The sequence below is a fragment of the Microbacterium sp. MYb66 genome, assembly GCF_002979435.1.
Taxonomy (GTDB): Bacteria; Actinomycetota; Actinomycetes; order Actinomycetales; family Microbacteriaceae; genus Microbacterium.
Genome location: NZ_PCOV01000001.1, coordinates 226,347 through 246,404, shown reverse-complemented (window position 1 = coordinate 246,404; position 20,058 = coordinate 226,347). Strand labels below are relative to the sequence as shown.

Below are 20,058 nucleotides of genomic sequence, written 5' to 3'. Positions count from 1 at the left end.
CCTCAGCGAAACACGTTAGGCTTGTTGGTCGAGAGTGTGCGGACCCGGACGCATCCTGCGTCGACGTCCGCACCACAGAGCTTCAGCGATGAAAGAGGGCGATCGAGCGTGTCGAACCAGGTGACCGGCGTCGGCGGCGACGGGGGGTTCGGAGCCAATTCCTGGCTCGTTGAAGAGCTCTACGAGCAGTTCAAGGTGAACCGCGATTCCGTCGACAAGGAATGGTGGCCGGTCCTGGAGAAGTACCACTCCGAGACGAGCAACTCCACTTCTCCCGCGGCATCCTCCGATCCGGCGGCGCAGTCCGCTCATCCGGTCACGGCGCCGATCCCGGTGATCGGCTCCCAGCCGGTGGCCCGTACGACGGCCAAGCCCGCCGCAGCCGCTCCGATCCCCGCTCAGGCCCCCAAGCCCGCGGCGAAGGCGGAGCCGAAGGAAGCTGTCGAGCCGGTCGAGGAGGACAAGGTCACCCCGTTGCGCGGCCTGCCCAAGACCCTCGCCGCGAACATGGACGAGTCGCTCACCGTCCCGACCGCGACCAGCGTTCGCACGGTCCCCGCGAAGCTGATGATCGACAACCGCATCGTCATCAACAACCACATGGCCCGCACCCGCGGCGGCAAGATCAGCTTCACGCACCTCATCGGCTGGGCGCTGATCCGCACGCTCGACGAGTTCCGCAGCCAGAACGTGTTCTACGCCGAGGTCGACGGCAAGCCCTCGGTGGTCGCACCGGCGCACGTCAACCTGGGCATCGCGATCGACCTGCCCAAGCCCGACGGCACACGCGCACTCATGGTGCCCAGCATCAAGCGCGCGGACACGTTGTCCTTCACCGAGTACCTCAGCGCGTACGAAGACCTGGTCACCCGCGCCCGCGGCAACAAGCTCACCGCCGCCGACTTCCAGGGCACCACGGTGTCCCTCACCAACCCCGGCGGCATCGGCACCGTGCACTCCGTGCCCCGCCTGATGAAGGGCCAGGGCTGCATCATCGGGGCCGGCGCCCTCGAATACCCCGCCGAGTTCCAGGGCGCGAGCGACAAGACGCTCAACGAACTGGCGATCGGCAAGACCATCACGCTCACCAGCACGTACGACCACCGCGTCATCCAGGGTGCCGGTTCCGGCGAGTTCCTCAAGAAGGTGCATGAGCTGCTCATCGGCCAGCGCGGCTTCTACGACGACATCTTCGCCGCGCTGCGCATCCCCTACGCGCCGATCCGCTGGAACCCCGACATCGCGGTCGACCTCGCCGAGCGCGTCGACAAGCAGTCCCGCGTGCAGGAGCTGATCAACTCCTTCCGCGTGCGCGGCCACCTGATGGCGGACATCGATCCGCTCGAGTACGTCCAGCGCTCGCACCCCGACCTCGAGATCGAGAGCCACGGCCTCACGTTCTGGGACCTCGACCGCGAGTTCGTGACCGGCGGTTTCGGCGGTCGCCGCATCGCGAAGCTCCGCGACATCCTCGGCGTCCTGCGCGACTCCTACTGCCGCACGCTCGGCATCGAGTACATGCACATCCAGGACCCCGAGCAGCGCCGTTGGTTCCAGGAGAAGGTCGAGGTCAAGTATCAGAAGCCCGGCCACGACGAGCAGCTGCGGGTCCTCCGCAAGCTGAACGAGGCGGAGGCCTTCGAGACGTTCCTGCAGACCAAGTTCGTCGGCCAGAAGCGGTTCTCGCTCGAGGGCGGCGAGTCGCTGATCCCCCTGCTCGACGAGATCCTGCAGGGTGCGGCGACGGCCGGACTCGAGGGTGCCGCGATCGGCATGGCCCACCGCGGTCGCCTGAACGTGCTCACCAACATCGCGGGTAAGACCTACGGTCAGGTCTTCCGCGAGTTCGAGGGCACGCAGACACCGGGGAACCAGCGCGGCTCCGGCGACGTGAAGTACCACCTCGGCACCGAGGGCACGTTCGTCGCCGACGACCAGTCCGAGCTTCCGGTCTACCTCGCCGCGAACCCGTCCCACCTCGAGACCGTCGACGGCGTGCTCGAGGGCATCGTCCGGGCGAAGCAGGACCGCAAGCCCATCGGAACCTTCGAGTGGCTCCCCATCCTCGTCCACGGCGACGCGGCCTTCGCAGGACAGGGCGTCGTGGTCGAGACGCTGCAGATGTCCCAGCTCCGCGGTTACCGCACCGGAGGCACGATCCACGTCGTCGTCAACAACCAGGTCGGCTTCACGACCACTCCGAACGACGGCCGCACATCGATCTACTCGACCGATGTCGCCAAGACCATCCAGGCGCCGGTGTTCCACGTGAACGGCGACGACCCCGAGGCCGTCATCCACGTCGCACAGCTCGCATTCGAGTACCGCGAACGCTTCCATCGCGACGTCGTGATCGACCTCGTCTGCTACCGCCGACGCGGCCACAACGAGGGCGACGACCCCTCGATGACGCAGCCGCTGATGACCGACCTGATCCAGGCGAAGCGGTCCGTCCGCCGCCTGTACACGGAGTCGCTCGTCGGCCGCGGTGACATCACCGAACAGGAGTACGACGAGGCGAAGGCCGACTTCCAGAACCGCCTGGAGATCGCGTTCGCCGAGACGCATGCAGCCGAGACCGGTGCCATGCCGATCGCTCCCGACCTCCCACCGATCGAGGACCAGGTCGGTGCGCCCGAGATCACCGGCGTGCCGAACGAGGTCATCCAGCTGATCGGCGACGCATTCGTGAACAAGCCCGAGGGCTTCACCGTGCACCCGAAGATCCAGCAGCTGCTCGAGAAGCGCCTCGACATGAGCCGCAACGGCGGCATCGACTGGGGCTTCGGCGAGCTGCTCGCGTTCGGTTCGCTGCTGGTGGAGGGGACGCCTGTGCGCCTCGCCGGTCAAGATGCGCGACGCGGCACCTTCGTGCAGCGGCACGCGACCCTGCACGACCGTGCGAACGGTCAGGAGTGGCTCCCGCTCTCGAACCTCTCCGACGCCCAGGGACGATTCTTCGTCTATGACTCGCTGCTCAGCGAGTACGCCGCCCTCGGCTTCGAGTACGGCTACTCGGTGGAGGCGCCCGAAGCGCTCGTGCTCTGGGAGGCGCAGTTCGGCGACTTCGTCAACGGCGCCCAGTCGGTCATCGACGAGTACATCTCCGCGGCAGAGCAGAAGTGGGGACAGCAGTCCAGCGTGACCCTGCTCCTCCCCCACGGCTATGAAGGTCAGGGGCCGGACCACTCGTCCGCTCGCATCGAGCGCTTCCTGCAGCTGTGCGCTCAGGAGAACATGATCGTCGCTCGTCCGTCGACCCCGGCGTCGTACTTCCACCTGCTGCGTCGGCAGGCGTACGCCCGTCCGCGCAAGCCGCTCATCGTCTTCACCCCGAAGGCCATGCTGCGTCTGCGCGGCGCGACGAGCCCGGTCGAGGCGTTCACTCAGGGTCGCTTCGAGCCGGTGATCGACGACGACCGCGGTCTCGACCGCTCCGCCGTCAAGCGCGTTCTCGTGCACTCCGGCAAGGTGCACTGGGACCTGCGCGCGGAGCTCGAGAAGAACCCGAACCCCGAGGTCGCGCTGGTCCGTCTCGAGCAGCTCTACCCGACACCGATCGACGCGCTCAAGTCCATCACGGACTCCTACCCGAACGCCGAGCTGGTGTGGGTGCAGGAAGAGCCGGAGAACCAGGGTGCCTGGCCGTTCCTGGCCCTCGCCTTCGCCGATGTCCCCGGCGACCGCTCGTTCCGTCCGATCGCGCGCTCGGCATCAGCGTCGCCGGCGACCGGGTCTTCGAAGGTCCACGCCGCAGAGCAGGCTGCGCTGATCCGCGCGGCGGTGACGCTCGGCTGACCCACCGCACGGACAACGGGCGCCACGACTTCGGTCGTGGCGCCCGTTCCCGTCTCCGCCGCGGATGGGCGGGAGGGCTATCCGATGACCAGCGACGTCGGGACCAGCCGCACATCCGAGCTCAGCTCCGCGCGAGCCCGCTCCAGCGCCGCCGCATCCGCTCCGGCCGCGTGCAACACGAGCGCGCCGAAGCCCTGATCCTGATCCGGGCGACGGCCCAGGTGCACGTGCTCGATGAGCGACACGACAGTCGCGGCAGGGTGGTCTCAGTACCAGATATCGAGCGACGGCGCCGGGAAGGCGATCAGCGCGCGATCGAGCGCCTCGACGGCCGCCGGATCACCCGTCAGCCGATCCGCTCCATGCAGCGATGTCGCGCGGACGCCACCGGCGTACAGCGCCGAGAGGGCGGAGACATCCAGCGTGATGTCGATGGTGTCACTGCCCTCTGCCTCCTCGACCGTCGCAGCCCCGGACTCGTCGACACGCAGCCGCCAGCTCCCATCCGCGAAGCCCAGGGAATCCTCCACCCGGAGAACGGTGTCGAGCGGAGCGGAATAGCGTCGCGCCGTCAAGGCGGCCGGAAGGTCGAGGATGCGCAGCCACCCATGGTCGTGCACCTCCTGCTTCACGCCACGGGTGTCGTGCACCAGCCAAGGCAGCGGGTCATCGACCGGACGCAGGTCGGCCACCACCTCGTCCACAAGATCGTGCTGCAGCGCGAAGCGCCACAGCGCAGTGCGAGCCTCGGCCGTCTCGGCAGCGAGCAGGCGCACATCCATCCGGAATCGGAAGGTCCCACCGGCTTCGCCGACCGCGTACGCCATGACGCCGCGCAGCACCCCGTCGTCGTCGAGGTAGCGCACTCCACGGGCCTGATCACGGTCCGGGGTGGGTGCAACGCCGGCATACCCCTCCCACCGGCCCTGCCAGCCGGGGATCCGCCCGGAGACCCCGCGGCGGGCCCGCTCGTGCACGGCGCCGAGGTCGGCTGCCAGTGCATCACGATCGACGTATTCGAGACGCCCGGAAGGAGCCGATCCGCCCCAGCCCGCACGTCGCGTGTCCACCGTCAACCGCGCGACCGGGATCGCGGAACCGAACCCGTACCGGCCGTAGATGGTCGCCTCGGAAACGGTCAGCCCCGCCACGGGCACGCCGGCGGATGCGGCGGCCCGCAGTTCGCCCTCGAGCAGGGCTCTGGCGATACCACGGCGCCGGTGCGTCGCCGAAACCGTGACGACGCTGATCGCCCACATCGCGATCTCGCCACCGCCCGGAAGAGTCAGCGGGGTCACCCAGCCGTTGGTGGTGGCCACGGGCAGGGTCGCTGCCGGCGCGTTCTGCTCGTACACGCCGATGTTGCGGCGGGCGGCGAAGGTCTTGCGTACCTGGGCGAGCGTGTCATCATTCGGGTCGGCCCCGAGGAACCCCCGGTCGACGGCACGCGCGAACGAACTCGCACTCGCATCGTCGCTCAGATCGACGACGCGGTATTCGAGGCCGGCGGAGGCCAGTCGTTCAGTCGAGGTGGTGTCGGCGGGGACGTCGCGCGCATCGATGAAGCTCATCGCTCCACACTACCGACGGCCTCCGACGGACGCTCAGTGCTGGGCCGCCTGGACCGCGCGAAGACGCGCGAACACCTGGTCGCGCAGCTCCTCCGGAGCGGTCTCCTTGCAGGCGCGGGCGATCACTTCGGTGAGAGTGGTGGCGACGAGAGCCTCGTCCCGGCAGGACGGGCAGTTCTCGAGATGCTCGCGGATCTCGGTGTGCTCGGTGTTGCACACCTCGTTGCGGAGGTACTCTTCCAGATCCTGACGGGCTTTGTCGCAGCCGCAGTCGCTCATTTCTTGCTCCTCGTCTCAGCCGCGGCGATGCCCCGCTCGGCGGCGTAGTCGGCCAACAGCTCCCGAAGCATCCGCCTGCCACGGTGCAGGCGGCTCATCACGGTGCCGATGGGCGTCTTCATGATGTCGGCGATCTCCTGGTACGCGAAGCCCTCGACGTCGGCGAGGTACACCGCGAGGCGGAAGTCCTCGGGCACGGCCTGGAGCGCGTCCTTCACGACCGACGCCGGCATGCGGTCGATCGCCTCCGCCTCCGCCGAGCGGCTGTGCGATGCGGTCGTCGACTCGGCCCCGCCGAGCTGCCAGTCCTCGAGCTCGTCGATCGTGCCCTGGAACGGCTCGCGCTGCCGCTTGCGATAGATGTTGATGTACGTGTTCGTGAGGATGCGGTACAACCACGCCTTGAGGTTCGTCCCCTGCGAGAACGTGGCCCACGAGCCGTAGGCCTTGACGAAGGTCTCCTGCACGAGGTCGGCGGCGTCGGCCGGGTTGCGCGTCATGCGCATCGCGGCGGCGTAGAGCTGATCCATGAAGGGGATCGCCTGCTCCTCGAACTCGCGCCGAGGGTCGCCGACGGTGTCTGCGGTTGCGGTGTCATCCATCACGGGCCAGTCTAGGCCGCGGATGTCGATCACCTCGCGCTCCAACGTCGCCGGCATTCTCTCTCCTTCGTATCGGGTGCCCCGTCTTTCACGACGAAAGTCCCTGCGTTTACTAAGGTGAGAACCGATGAGCGCCAACAGGTATTCCCCCTCCCGTGTGCAGGGCGCCTATCCTGCGCCCACGATCGGCGCGCCCGTGCACGCCGAGCTGACGATCCCGGGTTCGAAGTCGCTGACCAACCGCGAGCTGATCATCGCGGCGATCGCCGACGGCCCCGGACGATTGATCGCCCCGCTGCACTCCGACGACTCCGCGCGGATGGTCGACGCCCTGCGCGCGCTGGGCGTCGGCATCGAGGAGGTGGACGCCGGCAACGAGTTCGGCCCAGACCTCGTCGTCACCCCGTCCAAGCTCAAGGGCGGCATGACGGTGGACTGCGGCCAGGCCGGCACCGTGATGCGCTTCATCGCTCCCCTCGCCGGCCTCGCCGAGCACGACGTGCACCTCACCGCGCACGAGACGGCCCTGCACCGACCGATGGGCGGGCTGATCAGCGCACTCCGGGATCTCGGTGTCGACATCGACGACGAAGGCACCTGGGCGCTCCCGTTCACGATCCGCGGTCACGGCCGCATCCGCGGTGGACGCGTCGAGATCGACGCATCGGCGTCGAGCCAGTTCGTCTCCGGACTCCTGCTCGCGGCCCCCCGATTCGACGTCGGGCTGCACCTCGTCCACACGGGCGAGCACCTGCCGAGCCTTCCGCACATCGACATGACCATCGAGGCCCTGAGCCGGCGCGGCATCCGCATCGAGCGCCCCGCTGTCGGCGAGTGGCTCGTCGAAGCCGGTGTCCCCCGTGCGAAGGAGATCGCGATCGAACCGGATCTCTCCAACGCCGCACCGTTCCTCGCGGCGGCACTCGTCACCGGCGGGTCGGTGTCGGTCACCGGATGGCCCGCGCACTCCACCCAGCCCGGCGCCCTGCTGCCGGACATCCTCCAGGCCACGGGGGCGCACGTCGGCCGCCACGGCGGCACCCTCACGGTGCGCGCAGGCTCCGGCATCCGCGGCCTCGACCTCGATCTCTCCGCCGCGAGCGAGCTCACCCCGACCCTGGTCGGTCTGGCCGCATTCGCGGAGTCTCCGACGACGATCCGCGGCATCGGACACATCCGCCTGCACGAGACCGACCGGATCGCCGCGCTGATCGGGAACCTTCGCGAGCTCGGCGGCGAGGCCGAGGAGCTGCCGGACGGACTCCGCATCATCCCGCGCACTCTGCACGGCGGCGTCTGGAAAGCGCACCACGATCACCGGATGGCCACGACGGGCGCTCTCATCGGCCTGCGGGTTCCCGGCGTCGAGATCGACGACATCGGCACGACCGCGAAGACGCTCCCGGAGTTCACGACGCTCTGGGAGCGGATGCTGCAGGGCTGACGGATGAGCTGGCTCGACGACGCGGACGACCTCGAAGACGACTTCGAGGATTTTGACGAGAGCAGCATCCGGACGCGCCCCAATCCCAAGGCGAACCGTCCCCGGACGAAGCGGCGCCCTGCGCATGAGGACGCCCAGGTGGGTCGGGTGCTCGGCGTCGACCGCGGTCGCTATTCGGTGCTCCTCGGCGAAGACACCGACGACGAGCGCATGATCACCACGACCCGAGCCCGGGAGCTTCGGCGAATGCCGATCGTGACCGGTGATCAGGCACGCGTGGTCGGCGACACGTCCGGAGACGAGGGCACGCTGGCGCGGATCGTCGGCATCGTGGAGCGCACCTCCCTCCTGCGCCGCAGCGCCGACGACACCGACCAGGTGGAGCGGGTGATCGTCGCGAACGCCGATCAGATGCTCGTCGTCGTCGCGGCCGCCGACCCCGAGCCGCGCGCCCGCCTCGTCGACCGCTACCTCGTCGCAGCACTCGATGCGGGCATCCGGCCGCTGCTCGTCGTGACGAAGACCGACATCGCCGATCCGACCGAGTTCCTCACCCACTTCGACGGCCTCGACCTGCGCGTCTTCACCAGCGCACAGGACGAGATGCCCCTCGATGAGATCGGCGACGCGCTCGTCGGACACTCCACGGTCTTCGTCGGACACTCCGGAGTGGGCAAGTCGACGCTCGTCAACGCCCTCGTGCCCTCGGCTCTGCGGGCCACCGGACACGTGAACCAGGTCACCGGACGCGGGCGGCACACCTCTTCGTCGACCGTCTCGCTGCGGTACGAAGGCGACCGCGGAACGGGGTGGGTCATCGACACCCCCGGCGTGCGCTCCTTCGGACTCGGACACGTCGATCCGGCCAATATCCTCGCGGCGTTCACGGAACTCGCCGTGATCGCGAAGAACTGCCCGCGGGGCTGCACTCATCTGGCCGACGCCCCCGACTGCGCCCTCATCGAGGCTGCCGAGCGGGGCGAGCTCGGGGAGACCGGCCGGGCGCGACTGGACTCGCTGCAGCGGCTGCTCCAGACCTTCGCCGACAAGGCGGAGCAGGCCCCCGGCCGATAGGCTGGACGGGTGACTCAGCGCCTGGAACCCGGAACCGCAGCCCCCGACTTCTCCCTCCTCGACCAGGACGGGAAGACCGTCCGACTCGCGGATCTGCGCGGCCAGAAAACCGTGCTCTACTTCTACCCGGCTGCGATGACCCCCGGGTGCACGACCGAGGCGTGCGACTTCCGCGACAGCATCTCGTCCCTCCAGGGCGCGGGCTATCGGGTCATCGGCATCTCGCGCGATGAGCCGGCAACCCTCGCGAAGTTCCGCGAGCGCGATGCGCTCACCTTCCCGCTCCTCAGCGACCCCGACCACGCGGTCCACTCCGCCTACGGAGCATGGGGCGAGAAGATGAACTACGGCAAGGTCGTCGAAGGAGTCATCCGCTCCACGTTCGTCGTCGACGAAGACGGAGAGATCGCTCTCGCTCAGTACAACGTGAAGGCCACCGGGCACGTCGCGCGGCTGCGCAAGCAGCTCGGCATCGACGCCTGAGCCTCCCTTCCGCATTCGCGGAACCACGCGCGACCGCAGTGGATCAGTCCGCTTCGCGGCGCTCGCCTTCACGTCGTGCGCTCGAGATCAGCAGAGCGAACCCGACGAGCCCGGGGAGACCGACGCCGAGGGTGAAGGCCCAGGAGACGGGCTGCAGCGTGAGCGACGCGAGCGCGAGGGCCACGGCCAGTACCTGGAACACCACTCCCCCGGAACGAGCCCAGGAGCGCCCGGCGCGGGCGCCGACGGCGAAGGCGAAGAGCGCGGCCGCCCCGATCAGCGTGAGCACGATGAGCGCCAGCGCCGTCGGCAGGGAAGCGGCATCACCCGCGCCGAGGCCCGTCAGCTCGATGATCGCGAAGACGACGAGCGCGATCCCCTCCAGCGCGAGCACCGCTGCTGCGGCCGAGGCCAGTCGAGGTGCGCGCACGGTGTCTCCCGGGGTTCGATGCGTGAAGAAAACCCTTGATTTCGGGGTATTCATGTAACAGAATAGAGAAAGTCATGTGCTCCCACAGCGGCGTGGGGCGAGCTTTCACACTCGCATCACAATTCGCGGGCATCCGTCCGCATCTCAAAAGGGTAGCCGAACCCGAACAGCTACCCGAATCCGAGAGGTCGCTTCGCGGCATCTCTTGAAATCCACACCGAGGAGCCCCCATGGACTGGCGCGATAAGGCCGCCTGCCTGACTGTCGACCCCGAGCTGTTCTTCCCCGTGGGGAACACCGGCCCGGCCGTCGATCAGATCGAGAAGGCGAAGACTGTCTGCGCCACGTGCACGGTCACCGAGATCTGCCTGCAGTACGCGCTCGAGACCAGTCAGGACTCCGGCGTCTGGGGCGGCCTCTCCGAGGATGAGCGCCGCGCCCTGAAGCGTCGCGCCGCTCGCGCGCGTCGCGCCTCCTGAACTTCCGGAAGCGGCCTGAGAACGACTCTCAGGCCGCTTCCGTCTGCTCGGGGGCGGGATCGCTCACCGATCGAGCCAGCGCAGCGGAATGTCGATGACCACCTCGGTGCCCTCGCCGTCGCTCCCGTGCCATTCGATCGTGCCGCCGAGCTCACCCTGGATGAGCGTGCGGATGATCTGGGTGCCGAGTCCCTGACCGATCCGCCCTTCCGGCAGGCCGAGTCCGGTATCGCGCACCGTCACGCGCAGATTCTCCTCCGTGCGCTTGGCGTCGATCGTGACGACGCCCTCCTGCCCGGCCAGCCCATGCTCGACGGCGTTGGTCACGACCTCCGTGAGGGCGAGCGCGAGGGGTGTCGCGTACTCGCTCGGAAGCACTCCGAAACGTCCCGTCGACTGCGTGCGCGCCCGCGTGTTCGGGGCGGAGGCGACCTCTGCGACGAGCTTGAGCACGCGGTGGAAGACCTCGTCGAAATCGACCTTCTGCGTGAGACCCTGTGCCAGGGTGTCGTGCACCACGGCGATCGCGTCCACCCGCCGCATGGCCTGCGTGAGCGCGTCCCTGGCTTCGTCGGAATGGGTGCGTCGAGCCTGGATCCGCAGAAGCGAAGCCACGGTCTGCAGGTTGTTCTTCACCCGGTGATGGATCTCACGGATCGTCGCATCCTTGGTGATGAGCTCCTGCTCCTGATGGCGCAGCTCCGACACGTCGCGGCAGAGAACGATCGCGCCGATGCGCGTCCCGTGGTCCTTCAGCGGGATCGCACGCAACGACACCGTGACGCCTCGCGCCTCGATGTCGGTGCGCCACGGCGCGCGTCCGGTGACGACGACGGGGAGGGACTCGTCGACCTGCCGGGACGGCGGGACGAGCCGAGTCGTGACCTCGGCGAGGGACTCCCCCTCGAGCTCGTCATCGAATCCCATCCGGTTGAAGGCCGAGAGAGCGTTGGGGCTGGCGAACGTGGTGATCCCGTCGACGTCGATGCGGATCAGACCGTCCGAGGCCCGCGGGGCTCCGCGTCGCGGCGAGGTCGGCGCCGTGAGATCCGGGAAGCTGCCGTCGGCGATCATCCGGAACAGGTCGTTGGCGCACTCGTCGAAGGTGATCTGCTGGCGTGACGGCGTGCGCACCTCGCCCAGATTTGTGTGTCGGGTGACGACTCCGATGACGGTGGCCGGAGCCTCGGCCCCCCGCCGCTGACTCACGATCGGCACGGCGCGCACCCGCGTCGGGGTCTCCTCGAACCAGTCGGGCGATGAGGAGTCGACGATCTCCGCCGATTCGAAGGCGCCCTGCACCTGCGTGCGCCACTGCGGGCGAACCCGTTCGCCGACGATGTCGCGATAGAACAGGGTCGCGGCGCCACTCGGCCGAGCATGGGCCACCGCGATGAACGAGCCATCATCCGTCTGGATCCAGATCACGATGTCGGCGGACGCGAGGTCGGCCAGGAGCTGTCCGTCGCCGGCGAGACGGTGGAGCCATTCGACATCGCTGTCGGTCAGGCGGCCCTGGGCTTGGGCGAGATCACTGAGGGTTGACACCTGACCAGCCTACGGTCAGATTCCTCAGAGAATCGCCAGGGAGGTCGCGCGCCAGCGACGATCGATCCCCTCCAGCCTGACGGCCACGGCACGGGTGCGCCCAGGGCCGGCCACGACGACGACGGCCTCGATCACCCCGTCGAGTGGCTCAGCCACCCGCAGCGCCCGGATCTCGAACGTCGGGCGCGCCGGAGCGACGCCGCGCGCGCTGCGTGCTCTCGCCGACAGGTTCACCCGGGTGACCAGGCTCCGGAATGCGTCCTCGCTGAACCACCGGGCGAGCTGATCGACCTCCCTTACCCCGGCGAGCGCTTCGAGCACGCCGTGAGTGAGACTGCGCAGCAGCGGAGCGGGGTCCGGCAGTTCGATGGTCGGTGTCGGCTGGGGTGCGAAGTACTCGTGCGGCGTCATGTCGAACTCTCGGTCGGGGAGGTCTGCGAGTCGTCAGTACAGCACCGCGTCTCCCGCCTGCGAGCGACGACGGAGGAAGAATGTGGATAACTCGTACGTCCCGCGCGGAGGTCGCCTACGCTCTGACGGATGCACTGGGACCGTCTGTTCGAAGACCTCGAAGGCCAACTGGCTTCGGGGTGGGAGGCGGAGCGCGCGATGCTCGACGCCGAATCGGAGCGGCTGCGCATCGCGGGATTGGACCTGCGTGCCCGGTTGCGAGTGCTCTGCAGCGCGAATGCCGACGCGACGGTCGACCTCATGAACGGTCGACGGCTCCCGGTCACGCTCCAGACGCTCGGAGCGGATTGGATCGCCGTCGCCTCGCGCGGCACCGGAAGCGTGCACGTGGTATCCGCGTCCCTGCTCATCCCGCTCCACGCGATCGCCGGCGTCGCGACAGATCACGGCACTCTCCTGGCGAGCCTCGAGGGTCCCGCTCAGTCCGGACCCGCGCTTCGCGAGCGGATGACGTTCGGTTTCGTACTGCGAGGCCTCGCTCGGCGTCGCGTGCCGGTCCACGTCAGCACCCGCCAGGGCGACGACCTCCACGGCACGATCGATCGCGCGGCGGCTGACCACCTCGACCTCGCCGCCCACGATCCGGGACAGGCGCGCTTCGAAGGCGCGGTGAACGGATTCCGCATCATCCCGTTCTCATCGCTGATCGCGGTGCGGGCTCCCGGCGATCAACTGCGGTGAGCCGAGGAAGTCCCCCAGACCTCGGGGAAGCTCGCCGTCTGCGATTGTCTCCACAGCGCCATCCGACGGGAGTTCTCGGACTCCTCGGCCAGATAGTCCTCCAGGCTGGACTCCTCCACGCGCCACCGCGGTGGTGAGCCCAGTTGCGCACCACGGAGTCGTCCCTCGTGGACGAGTGCGATCACCTCGTCCACACCGATACTCAGCAGTTCGGCCACCTGCGCAGGCGCGAGAAATCGCAGCGAGCGTGCGGAAGAGGCGGCCATGTCCCCATTCTCCCCCACCCGTCCGCTCGGTCGCGGGACGGCCACGGGCTGTGGATAACTCGCGCGGCAGCGGGAGGATTTCTGTGACCATTGCGCCATGGCTTCCCTCTCTCGCCCTCGGCGCGCCTTCTGGGGTGACGTCCGTTTTCTCGTCGGCATCATCCTGGTCGCACTCTCCATCACCGGGGTCTGGCTCATCGTCGCCGCGTCCGACCATGCGGAACCGGTCCTCCGGGCCAACCGGACGATCACGCAGGGAGAGGCGCTGGCCTCCGGTGACTTCGAGGTGGTGGAGGTGGGTCTGGGCGCATTGGCCGACGACTACCTCGGCCCGGGTGACGTCGAGTCCGGTCGGATCGCGGCACGCACCCTCCCCGAAGGCGAGATCGTGCCGCTCTCCGCTCTGACCGATGCGGAGCGGAGCCGAACCACGACGATCGTCATCGAGAGCAGCACGGGTATCCCGGAGGGCGTGCAGACCGGCACGGTCGTCGAGCTCTGGCAGGCGCCGGCGATCGACGACGGGCGCGCCTACGACGCGCCGCGCATCCTCGTCACGGATGTGATCGTCCATGACGTGCTCGAAGCGGACGGCATGCTCGCCGACACCGGAACCAGGCTCGAGATCGTGATCGATCGGGCCGATGTGGCGGATGTCCTCGCCGCGTTGACGGGGGGTTCCGCGCTGTCGGTGGTGCCGGTCGGGGCCGGCTCGTGACCGCGGTCGTCGTCGCGATCCCGCAACCCCGCGCGAACGAGCTGACAGCCGAACTCGAGCTCGAAGGCATCCACGTCCTCGCCACCCTTCCCCCGAACACCTCCGCCGTCGAGATGCCCGCAGGCACCGAGGCGATCATCGTCCCGGCCACGCGGTCGATCCTGACGAGCGAGCTGATCTCGACGTGTGATCGCGCCGGGGTGCGGATTCTCGCTCTCGGCGGCGCGGACAGTCGCCTGCTCGGTCGCCTCGGCCTGTCCGGTTCCCTACGGCCCGACGCAGCCGGGTGGGAGATAGCAGCGGCGTTGAGCATCGAGGACGACGCCGGCGCCCGCCCGCAGATCCGCGCCCCGCATCGCGTGATCGCTGTCTGGGGCTCCCATGGCGCTCCCGGACGATCCACGGTCGCGATCCAACTCGCCGTGGAATTGGCCCGAACCGGACGGCGCACCGGTCTGGTCGACGCCGACACCGTCGCCCCGTCGCTCGCCCTGCTTCTCGGACTGAGCGACGACGCTCCGGGGGTCGCCGCCGCCTGTCGCCGTGCGGAGCGCGGTGCACTGGACGCGGCGGAGCTGACCAGGCTCGCGGCGAGCGTGAGTGCCGGCGGCGTCGACATCGAGGTTCTGCCGGGAATCAACCGGCCGAACCGTTGGCCCGAGCTGGCATCGTCACGGCTGCGGGCAACGCTGGGCGCCTGCCGAGAGTGGGTCGAGGAGACCGTCGTCGATGTGGCCGGAGCCTTCGATGCGGACGACGAGGTCACGTACGATCTGACGGGCCCTCGCCGGCACGCCGCGACGTCGACGACCTTGAGTGAGGCAGACGTGATCGTCGCGCTCGCCTCCGCCGACCCGTTGGGCATCAGCAGGTTCCTCCGTGATCACGCGGAGCTGCGGCGACTGACATCGCCCACGCCCGTCGTCGTGGTCGTCAACCAGGTCAGACCCGGTCCGCTCGGCATCGATGCCCGCGGTCAGGTCCGTCGCACACTCGAGAGGTTCGCGGGCATCACCGACGTCACGTTCCTCCCTTTCGATCAGCGCGCCGCGGATGCGGCCCTGCTCCATGCTCGACCGATCACCGACGTCGCACCGCGGTCGGCGTTCGTCGCGGCTGTGCGGAGACTCGCCACCACACTGTCCCCTGCCGAGGACGAGGACGTCACTGCCGGTAGCTCGCGAGGAAGTTCCCCAGTCTTTCGACGGCTTCGCTCAGCACTCGGGGCTCGGGAAGGGTGACCAGTCGGAGGTGATCCGGCGTCGCCCAGTTGAACCCCGTGCCCTGCACCAGGAGGATGTGCTCCGAGACCAGGAGGTCGTAGACGAGGCGAGCGTCATCCCGGATCTCATGCACGTTCGGGTCGAGCCGAGGGAACGCGTACAACGCGCCCTGGGGCTTGACGCAGGACACTCCGGGGATCGATTCGAGACCTTCCCAGGCGATGTCCCGCTGCTCGTGCAGACGCCCGGTCGGAGCGATCAGGGCGTCGATCGACTGCACCCCGGAGAGCGCCGCCTGCACCGCGTGCTGGGCGGGGACGTTCGGGCACAGCCGAGTCGAGGCAAGGAGCGTGATCCCCTCGAGGAAGCCCTTGGCATGATCCTGCGGCCCGGTGATGAGCATCCAGCCTGATCGGTATCCGGCGACGCGATAGGTCTTGGACAATCCGTTGAAGGTCAGGCACAGCAGATCGGGGGCGAGCGTCGCCGTGGGGATGTGCACCGCGCCGTCGAACAGGATGCGGTCGTAGATCTCATCCGAGAGCAGCAGCAGCTGATGCTCCCTGGCGATCTGCACCAGCCCCTCGAGGATCTCGCGCGAGTAGACCACGCCGGTGGGGTTGTTCGGGTTGATGATGACGAGGGCTTTGGTCCGCGGGGTGATCTTCGAGCGGATATCCTCCAGATCGGGCTGCCACTGGTCGTCCTCGTCGCACACGTAGTGCACGGGAGTGCCGCCGGCGAGACTGGTCATCGCCGTCCACAGCGGGTAGTCCGGTGCGGGGATGAGCACTTCATCGCCCTCATCCAGAAGAGCCTGCATCGTCATCGTGATGAGCTCGGAGACCCCGTTTCCGAGATAGACGTCGTCGGGATCGAATCGCGGGAAGCCCTCGATCTGCTCATAGCGACTAACGACGGCGCGTCGGGCGGAGATGATGCCCTTGCTGTCGCTGTATCCGTGTGCCGTCGGCAGCGCCGCCAGCATGTCGTGAACGATCTGGTGGGGGGCATCGAAACCGAAGATCGCCGGGTTCCCGGTGTTCAGCTTGAGGATCTTGTGACCCTCCGCCTCCAAACGCGCCGCCTCGACGAGGGCGTTTCCGCGGATCTCGTACAGGACGTTCTTGAGCTTCGACGACTGGTCGAAGTTGCGCTTTGCGGTCATCGGCCAAGCCTACAGCGACGAAAGGAGGGCCAATCCACATGGACTGGCCCTCCTGTTCGTGACGGCTACTTCTTCTTCTTGCCCTGTGCTCGACGCTGTTCGCGGTTACCCGCAGCGGGTTCTGCGGCTTCCGTGCGCTGCCCGAAGGATCCGCGAGGAGCCTCCTCGGGTGCCGCCTGCGGAGCCTGTGCACGGGCAGCCGCCTGGCGGACACGGTCCGTCGCCGCCTGCTGCACCTGGCCGCGATCATTGCGGACCTCGACCTCACCGGCGTCGTTCGCCGCGGAGTACTCCAGCCGCTGCTCTCCCCCGTCGGTCGCGAGCCCCTTGGCCTCGACCTCCGCGGTCTGCGAGTCGCCGGCACGTCGCACCTCGACCTCGAGGTTGTAGAGGTAGCCGACCGACTCCTCCTTGATCTGACCCATCATCGACTGGAACATCGCGTAGCCCTCGCGCTGGTACTCGATGAGGGGGTCGCGCTGAGCCATCGCACGCAGGCCGATACCGTCCTTGAGGTAGTCCATCTCGTACAGATGGTCGCGCCAGCGGCGGTCGAGCACCTGGAGGACCACGCGACGCTCCAGTTCGCGGGTCGCTGCCTCGCCGAGCGTCTCCTCGCGCTTCTCGTAGGCGATCTTCGCATCGGAGAGGAGCTCGCGGGTCAGTCCGTCCGCGGTGATACCGCCCTTTCGACCCGCGGCCTCGGAGACGACCTCGTCGATCGTGACGCCGACCGGGTAGAGCGTCTTCAGCTCGGTCCAGAGCGCGTCGAAGTCCCAGCTCTCGTTGTGGCCCTCTCCGGTGTGGTCGTTCACCACGCCGCTGATCGCGTCCTCGATGAAGTGCTGCACGCGCCCGGCGATGTCGTCACCTTGCAGGATGTGCCGACGGTCGGCGTAGATCGCCTCACGCTGACGATTCAGGACGTCGTCGTACTTGAGGACGTTCTTGCGCATCTCGGCGTTGCGGGACTCGACCTGCGACTGCGCGCTGCGGATGGCACGGGACACGAGCCCGGACTCGATCGGCACGTCGTCCGGGAAGTTCGTGCGAGAGAGAATCGCCTCGGCCGCTCCCGACTGGAAAAGGCGCATCAGGTCGTCGGTGAGGCTGAGGTAGAAACGGCTCTCACCCGGATCGCCCTGACGTCCGGAACGCCCACGGAGCTGGTTGTCGATACGACGCGACTCGTGGCGCTCGGTACCGAGGACATACAGGCCACCGGCCTCGATGACCTTCTCGGCTTCCCCCGCCACGACGTCCTTCATCGCCTCGTAGGTCTCATCCCAGGCGATCTCGTACTCCTCGGGCGTCTCCACGGGGTCGAGCCCCTTGCCCTTGAGCTCCTGGACCGCGAGGAACTCGGCGTTTCCGCCGAGCATGATGTCAGTGCCTCGTCCGGCCATGTTCGTGGCGACGGTGACGGCGCCCAGACGACCGGCACGAGCGACGATCTCCGCCTCACGCGCATGGTTCTTCGCGTTGAGGACCTCGTGCTTGACGCCCTTCTTCGCGAGCAGGCGCGACAGGTACTCGCTCTTCTCGACGCTCACGGTACCGACCAGCACCGGCTGTCCGGAAGCGTGACGCTCGGCGATGTCCTCGACGACCTGAGCGAACTTCGCGGTCTCGTTCTTGTAGACGAGGTCCGACTGGTCCTTGCGGATCATCGGCCGGTTGGTCGGGATCGGGATGACACCGAGCTTGTAGGTCGACATGAACTCGGCGGCCTCGGTCTCGGCCGTACCCGTCATGCCGGCGAGCTTGTCGTAGAGACGGAAGTAGTTCTGCAGCGTCACCGTGGCGAGAGTCTGGTTCTCGGCCTTGACCGGCACGCCCTCCTTGGCCTCGATCGCCTGGTGGATGCCCTCGTTGTAGCGGCGTCCGACCAGGATGCGACCGGTGTGCTCGTCGACGATCATGACCTCGTCGTTCATGACGACGTAGTCGGTGTCCTTCTTGAACAGCGCGAGCGCCTTGATCGAGTTGTTGAGGAAGGAGATCAGCGGGGTGTTTGCCGACTCGTAGAGGTTGTCGATCCCGAGGTAGTCCTCGACCTTCTCGATACCGGGCTCGAGCACGCCGACGGTGCGCTTCTTCTCGTCGACCTCGTAGTCCTCACCGACCTCGAGCGTGCGGGCGATCTTCGCGAACTCGGCGAACCAGCGGTTGGCCTCGCCCGAAGACGGCCCCGAGATGATGAGTGGTGTACGCGCCTCGTCGATGAGGATCGAGTCGACCTCGTCGACGATCGCGAAGAAGTGCTCGCGCTGGACGAGGTCTTCCTTGCGCCATGCCATGTTGTCGCGCAGGTAGTCGAAGCCGAACTCGTTGTTCGTGCCGTACGTGATGTCGGCCGCGTACTGCTCCCGGCGGACCGCGGGGGTCTGGCCGGAGACGATGATGCCGGTGGTCATGCCGAGGGCACGGAACACACGCCCCATCAGCTCGGCCTGGTAACTCGCGAGGAAGTCGTTGACCGTGATGACGTGCACGCCCTTGCCGGCGATCGCGTTCAGATACGCGGGCAGGGTCGCGACGAGGGTCTTGCCCTCACCGGTCTTCATCTCGGCGATGTTGCCGAGGTGGAGCGCGGCACCACCCATGATCTGCACGTCGTAGGCGCGCATGCCGAGCGTGCGCTTGGCCGCCTCTCGTACCGCGGCGAAGGCCTCGGGCATGAGCTGGTCGAGCGTCTCGCCCTTCTCGAAGCGCGCGCGCAGCTCGACGGTCTCGTTGCGCAGTTCGTCGTCGGTGAGCTTGGAGATGTCCTCTTCCAGCGCTCCCACTGCCTTGACGACCTGATTCAGGCGGCGGATGACCCGCCCCTCGCCCGCACGCAGCAGCTTCTCAAGAGGATTGGCCACGGATGTCATCTCCCTGTCAGTGGGTAAATCGCCGGCCGCCGGTGAACCCGACGCCAGGCATGCTTTGCCATGTTACCGGCCTGTGACCTGCACGTCGCCTGCATGGGGCACCCGAGTGGCGATCCGGATGATTGCCGAGTATGCATATACTCGGCATTGCATTTCAGCCGACGCCATCAGGAGACAACCATGTCCGTACGTCAGAGCCTTCTCGCCATCCTCGATCAGGGGCCCTGCTACGGCTACCAGCTGCGGCACGAGTTCGACCGCCGCACGGGATCCACCTGGCCCCTCAACGTCGGACAGATATACAACACACTCGAACGGCTCGAGCGAGACGGACTCGTGCAGCGCGGCGACGCGGATGAGCACGGTCACGTCTACTGGCAGATCACGGATCTCGGGTCCACCGACGTCGCACAGTGGCTCGCCTCCCCCGTCGTGCGGACGCACGCGACGCGAGACGAGCTCGCGATCAAGCTCTCCGTCGCGGCGACACTCCCCGGCGTGGACGTCGCTGCGGTCATCCGGGCTCAGCGCACCGCGTCACTGCGCCAGCTGCAATCCCTGCAGCGCGCCAAATACGCGGGCGGCGATGCGGACGGTCCCGAGGAACTCGCGTGGGCGCTCGTCATCGATTCGATGATCTTCGCCGCCGAGGCCGAAGTCCGTTGGCTCGACCACACGGAGCAGCGGCTCGCACTGCATCCGCGTCACTCGATGTCCCTCGAACTCGCGACGGAGCGCCCCAAGCGCGGGCGCCCCGCGAAGGCCGGAGCAGCACTCGCGGATCTCGAGCCCTCGCTGTGAGCGCCGAGACAGTTCTGCGACTGATCGGCGTGACCCCGCGGCGCGGCCTCGGTGCGACGGCGGTGTCCGCACGGTCGGGCGTCGATCTCGAGGTCCGTCGCGGAGAGCTCGTCGCCGTCCTCCCCATCGCTCCCCCTTCTCGATCG

At 67.9% G+C, this 20,058-nt stretch carries 19 protein-coding genes; 9 read left to right on the top strand and 10 right to left on the bottom strand.

Annotated features, from left to right (window positions below; genetic code table 11):
* Positions 1-108 precede the first annotated feature (108 nt).
* Positions 109-3,798 (top strand): multifunctional oxoglutarate decarboxylase/oxoglutarate dehydrogenase thiamine pyrophosphate-binding subunit/dihydrolipoyllysine-residue succinyltransferase subunit, encoded by a 3,690-nt coding sequence (locus tag CQ045_RS01140; RefSeq protein WP_105720866.1) that lies wholly within the window; start codon positions 109-111, stop codon positions 3,796-3,798.
* 77 nt (positions 3,799-3,875) lie between these two features.
* Here CQ045_RS01140 and CQ045_RS18715 read toward each other — a convergent pair whose 3' ends face one another.
* From CQ045_RS18715 to CQ045_RS01125, 4 genes are read right to left on the bottom strand one after another with little or no spacing between them, the layout of a single operon-like run.
* Positions 3,876-4,043: a hypothetical protein gene (locus CQ045_RS18715; protein WP_181156397.1), complete on the bottom strand. Its 168-nt coding sequence runs from the start codon at positions 4,041-4,043 to the stop codon at positions 3,876-3,878.
* A gap of 21 nt (positions 4,044-4,064) precedes the next feature.
* Positions 4,065-5,369, bottom strand: coding sequence for a GNAT family N-acetyltransferase (locus CQ045_RS01135; protein ID WP_105720865.1), 1,305 nt, complete (start codon positions 5,367-5,369; stop codon positions 4,065-4,067).
* A 33-nt stretch (positions 5,370-5,402) separates the two neighbouring features.
* Entirely contained in the window at positions 5,403-5,648 is a 246-nt protein-coding gene (locus CQ045_RS01130) for a zf-HC2 domain-containing protein (RefSeq protein WP_105720864.1), read from the bottom strand.
* Positions 5,645-6,307 carry a sigma-70 family RNA polymerase sigma factor gene (locus CQ045_RS01125; RefSeq protein WP_105720863.1) on the bottom strand — a complete coding sequence of 221 codons (663 nt, stop codon included), beginning with the start codon at positions 6,305-6,307 and terminating at the stop codon, positions 5,645-5,647. Before CQ045_RS01125 ends, CQ045_RS01130 begins: the two co-directional genes overlap by 4 nt.
* 70 nt (positions 6,308-6,377) lie before the next feature.
* On the opposite strand from CQ045_RS01125, the gene aroA reads away from it, so the two are divergent.
* From aroA to bcp, 3 genes are read left to right on the top strand one after another with little or no spacing between them, the layout of a single operon-like run.
* A complete protein-coding gene (gene aroA, locus CQ045_RS01120; RefSeq protein ID WP_105720862.1) occupies positions 6,378-7,694 on the top strand; it encodes a 3-phosphoshikimate 1-carboxyvinyltransferase in 1,317 nt (438 codons plus the stop codon).
* A 3-nt stretch (positions 7,695-7,697) separates the two neighbouring features.
* Entirely contained in the window at positions 7,698-8,768 is a 1,071-nt protein-coding gene (rsgA, locus tag CQ045_RS01115) for a ribosome small subunit-dependent GTPase A (protein ID WP_105720861.1), read from the top strand.
* A gap of 9 nt (positions 8,769-8,777) precedes the next feature.
* Positions 8,778-9,251, top strand: a complete 474-nt coding sequence (gene bcp / locus CQ045_RS01110; protein WP_105720860.1) for a thioredoxin-dependent thiol peroxidase — start codon at positions 8,778-8,780, stop codon at positions 9,249-9,251.
* A 43-nt stretch (positions 9,252-9,294) separates the two neighbouring features.
* Here the strand turns inward: bcp and CQ045_RS01105 are convergent, their stop codons facing one another.
* On the bottom strand, positions 9,295-9,681 hold the full coding sequence (locus tag CQ045_RS01105; RefSeq protein WP_105720859.1) for a hypothetical protein: 387 nt from the start codon (positions 9,679-9,681) through the stop codon (positions 9,295-9,297).
* A gap of 230 nt (positions 9,682-9,911) precedes the next feature.
* On the opposite strand from CQ045_RS01105, the gene CQ045_RS01100 reads away from it, so the two are divergent.
* Positions 9,912-10,160: a WhiB family transcriptional regulator gene (locus CQ045_RS01100; protein WP_017203224.1), complete on the top strand. Its 249-nt coding sequence runs from the start codon at positions 9,912-9,914 to the stop codon at positions 10,158-10,160.
* A 63-nt stretch (positions 10,161-10,223) separates the two neighbouring features.
* Here CQ045_RS01100 and CQ045_RS01095 read toward each other — a convergent pair whose 3' ends face one another.
* Together CQ045_RS01095 and CQ045_RS01090 are read right to left on the bottom strand one after the other, a co-directional pair.
* Positions 10,224-11,708, bottom strand: coding sequence for a sensor histidine kinase (locus CQ045_RS01095; protein WP_105720858.1), 1,485 nt, complete (start codon positions 11,706-11,708; stop codon positions 10,224-10,226).
* A gap of 24 nt (positions 11,709-11,732) precedes the next feature.
* Complete coding sequence (locus CQ045_RS01090) at positions 11,733-12,119, bottom strand: Rv3235 family protein (protein ID WP_105720857.1); 387 nt, start codon at positions 12,117-12,119, stop codon at positions 11,733-11,735.
* Between the two features lie 129 nt (positions 12,120-12,248).
* Between CQ045_RS01090 and CQ045_RS01085 the strand changes: the two genes are divergently transcribed.
* On the top strand, positions 12,249-12,860 hold the full coding sequence (locus CQ045_RS01085) for a hypothetical protein (protein WP_105720856.1): 612 nt from the start codon (positions 12,249-12,251) through the stop codon (positions 12,858-12,860).
* Here CQ045_RS01085 and CQ045_RS01080 read toward each other — a convergent pair.
* A complete protein-coding gene (locus tag CQ045_RS01080) occupies positions 12,848-13,126 on the bottom strand; it encodes a helix-turn-helix domain-containing protein (RefSeq protein ID WP_105720855.1) in 279 nt (92 codons plus the stop codon). The two genes, CQ045_RS01085 and CQ045_RS01080, sit on opposite strands and share 13 nt — an antisense overlap.
* 97 nt (positions 13,127-13,223) lie before the next feature.
* On the opposite strand from CQ045_RS01080, the gene CQ045_RS01075 reads away from it, so the two are divergent.
* The gene (locus CQ045_RS01075; protein ID WP_105720854.1) at positions 13,224-13,844 is read left to right on the top strand and encodes an SAF domain-containing protein; all 621 of its coding nucleotides are present in this window, start codon (positions 13,224-13,226) and stop codon (positions 13,842-13,844) included.
* On the top strand, positions 13,841-15,085 hold the full coding sequence (locus CQ045_RS01070) for a P-loop NTPase (RefSeq protein ID WP_105720853.1): 1,245 nt from the start codon (positions 13,841-13,843) through the stop codon (positions 15,083-15,085). Before CQ045_RS01075 ends, CQ045_RS01070 begins: the two co-directional genes overlap by 4 nt.
* On the opposite strand, the gene CQ045_RS01065 is transcribed toward CQ045_RS01070, so the two are convergent.
* Together CQ045_RS01065 and secA are read right to left on the bottom strand one after the other, a co-directional pair.
* Positions 15,009-16,235: a pyridoxal phosphate-dependent aminotransferase gene (locus CQ045_RS01065; RefSeq protein ID WP_105720852.1), complete on the bottom strand. Its 1,227-nt coding sequence runs from the start codon at positions 16,233-16,235 to the stop codon at positions 15,009-15,011. The genes CQ045_RS01070 and CQ045_RS01065 overlap by 77 nt on opposite strands.
* Positions 16,236-16,300: 65 nt before the next feature.
* Positions 16,301-19,102 carry a preprotein translocase subunit SecA gene (secA, locus tag CQ045_RS01060; RefSeq protein ID WP_105721327.1) on the bottom strand — a complete coding sequence of 934 codons (2,802 nt, stop codon included), beginning with the start codon at positions 19,100-19,102 and terminating at the stop codon, positions 16,301-16,303.
* Positions 19,103-19,291: 189 nt separating this feature from the next.
* Between secA and CQ045_RS01055 the strand changes: the two genes are divergently transcribed.
* A complete protein-coding gene (locus CQ045_RS01055) occupies positions 19,292-19,912 on the top strand; it encodes a PadR family transcriptional regulator (protein ID WP_105720851.1) in 621 nt (206 codons plus the stop codon).
* The last annotated feature ends 146 nt before the right edge of the window (positions 19,913-20,058 follow it).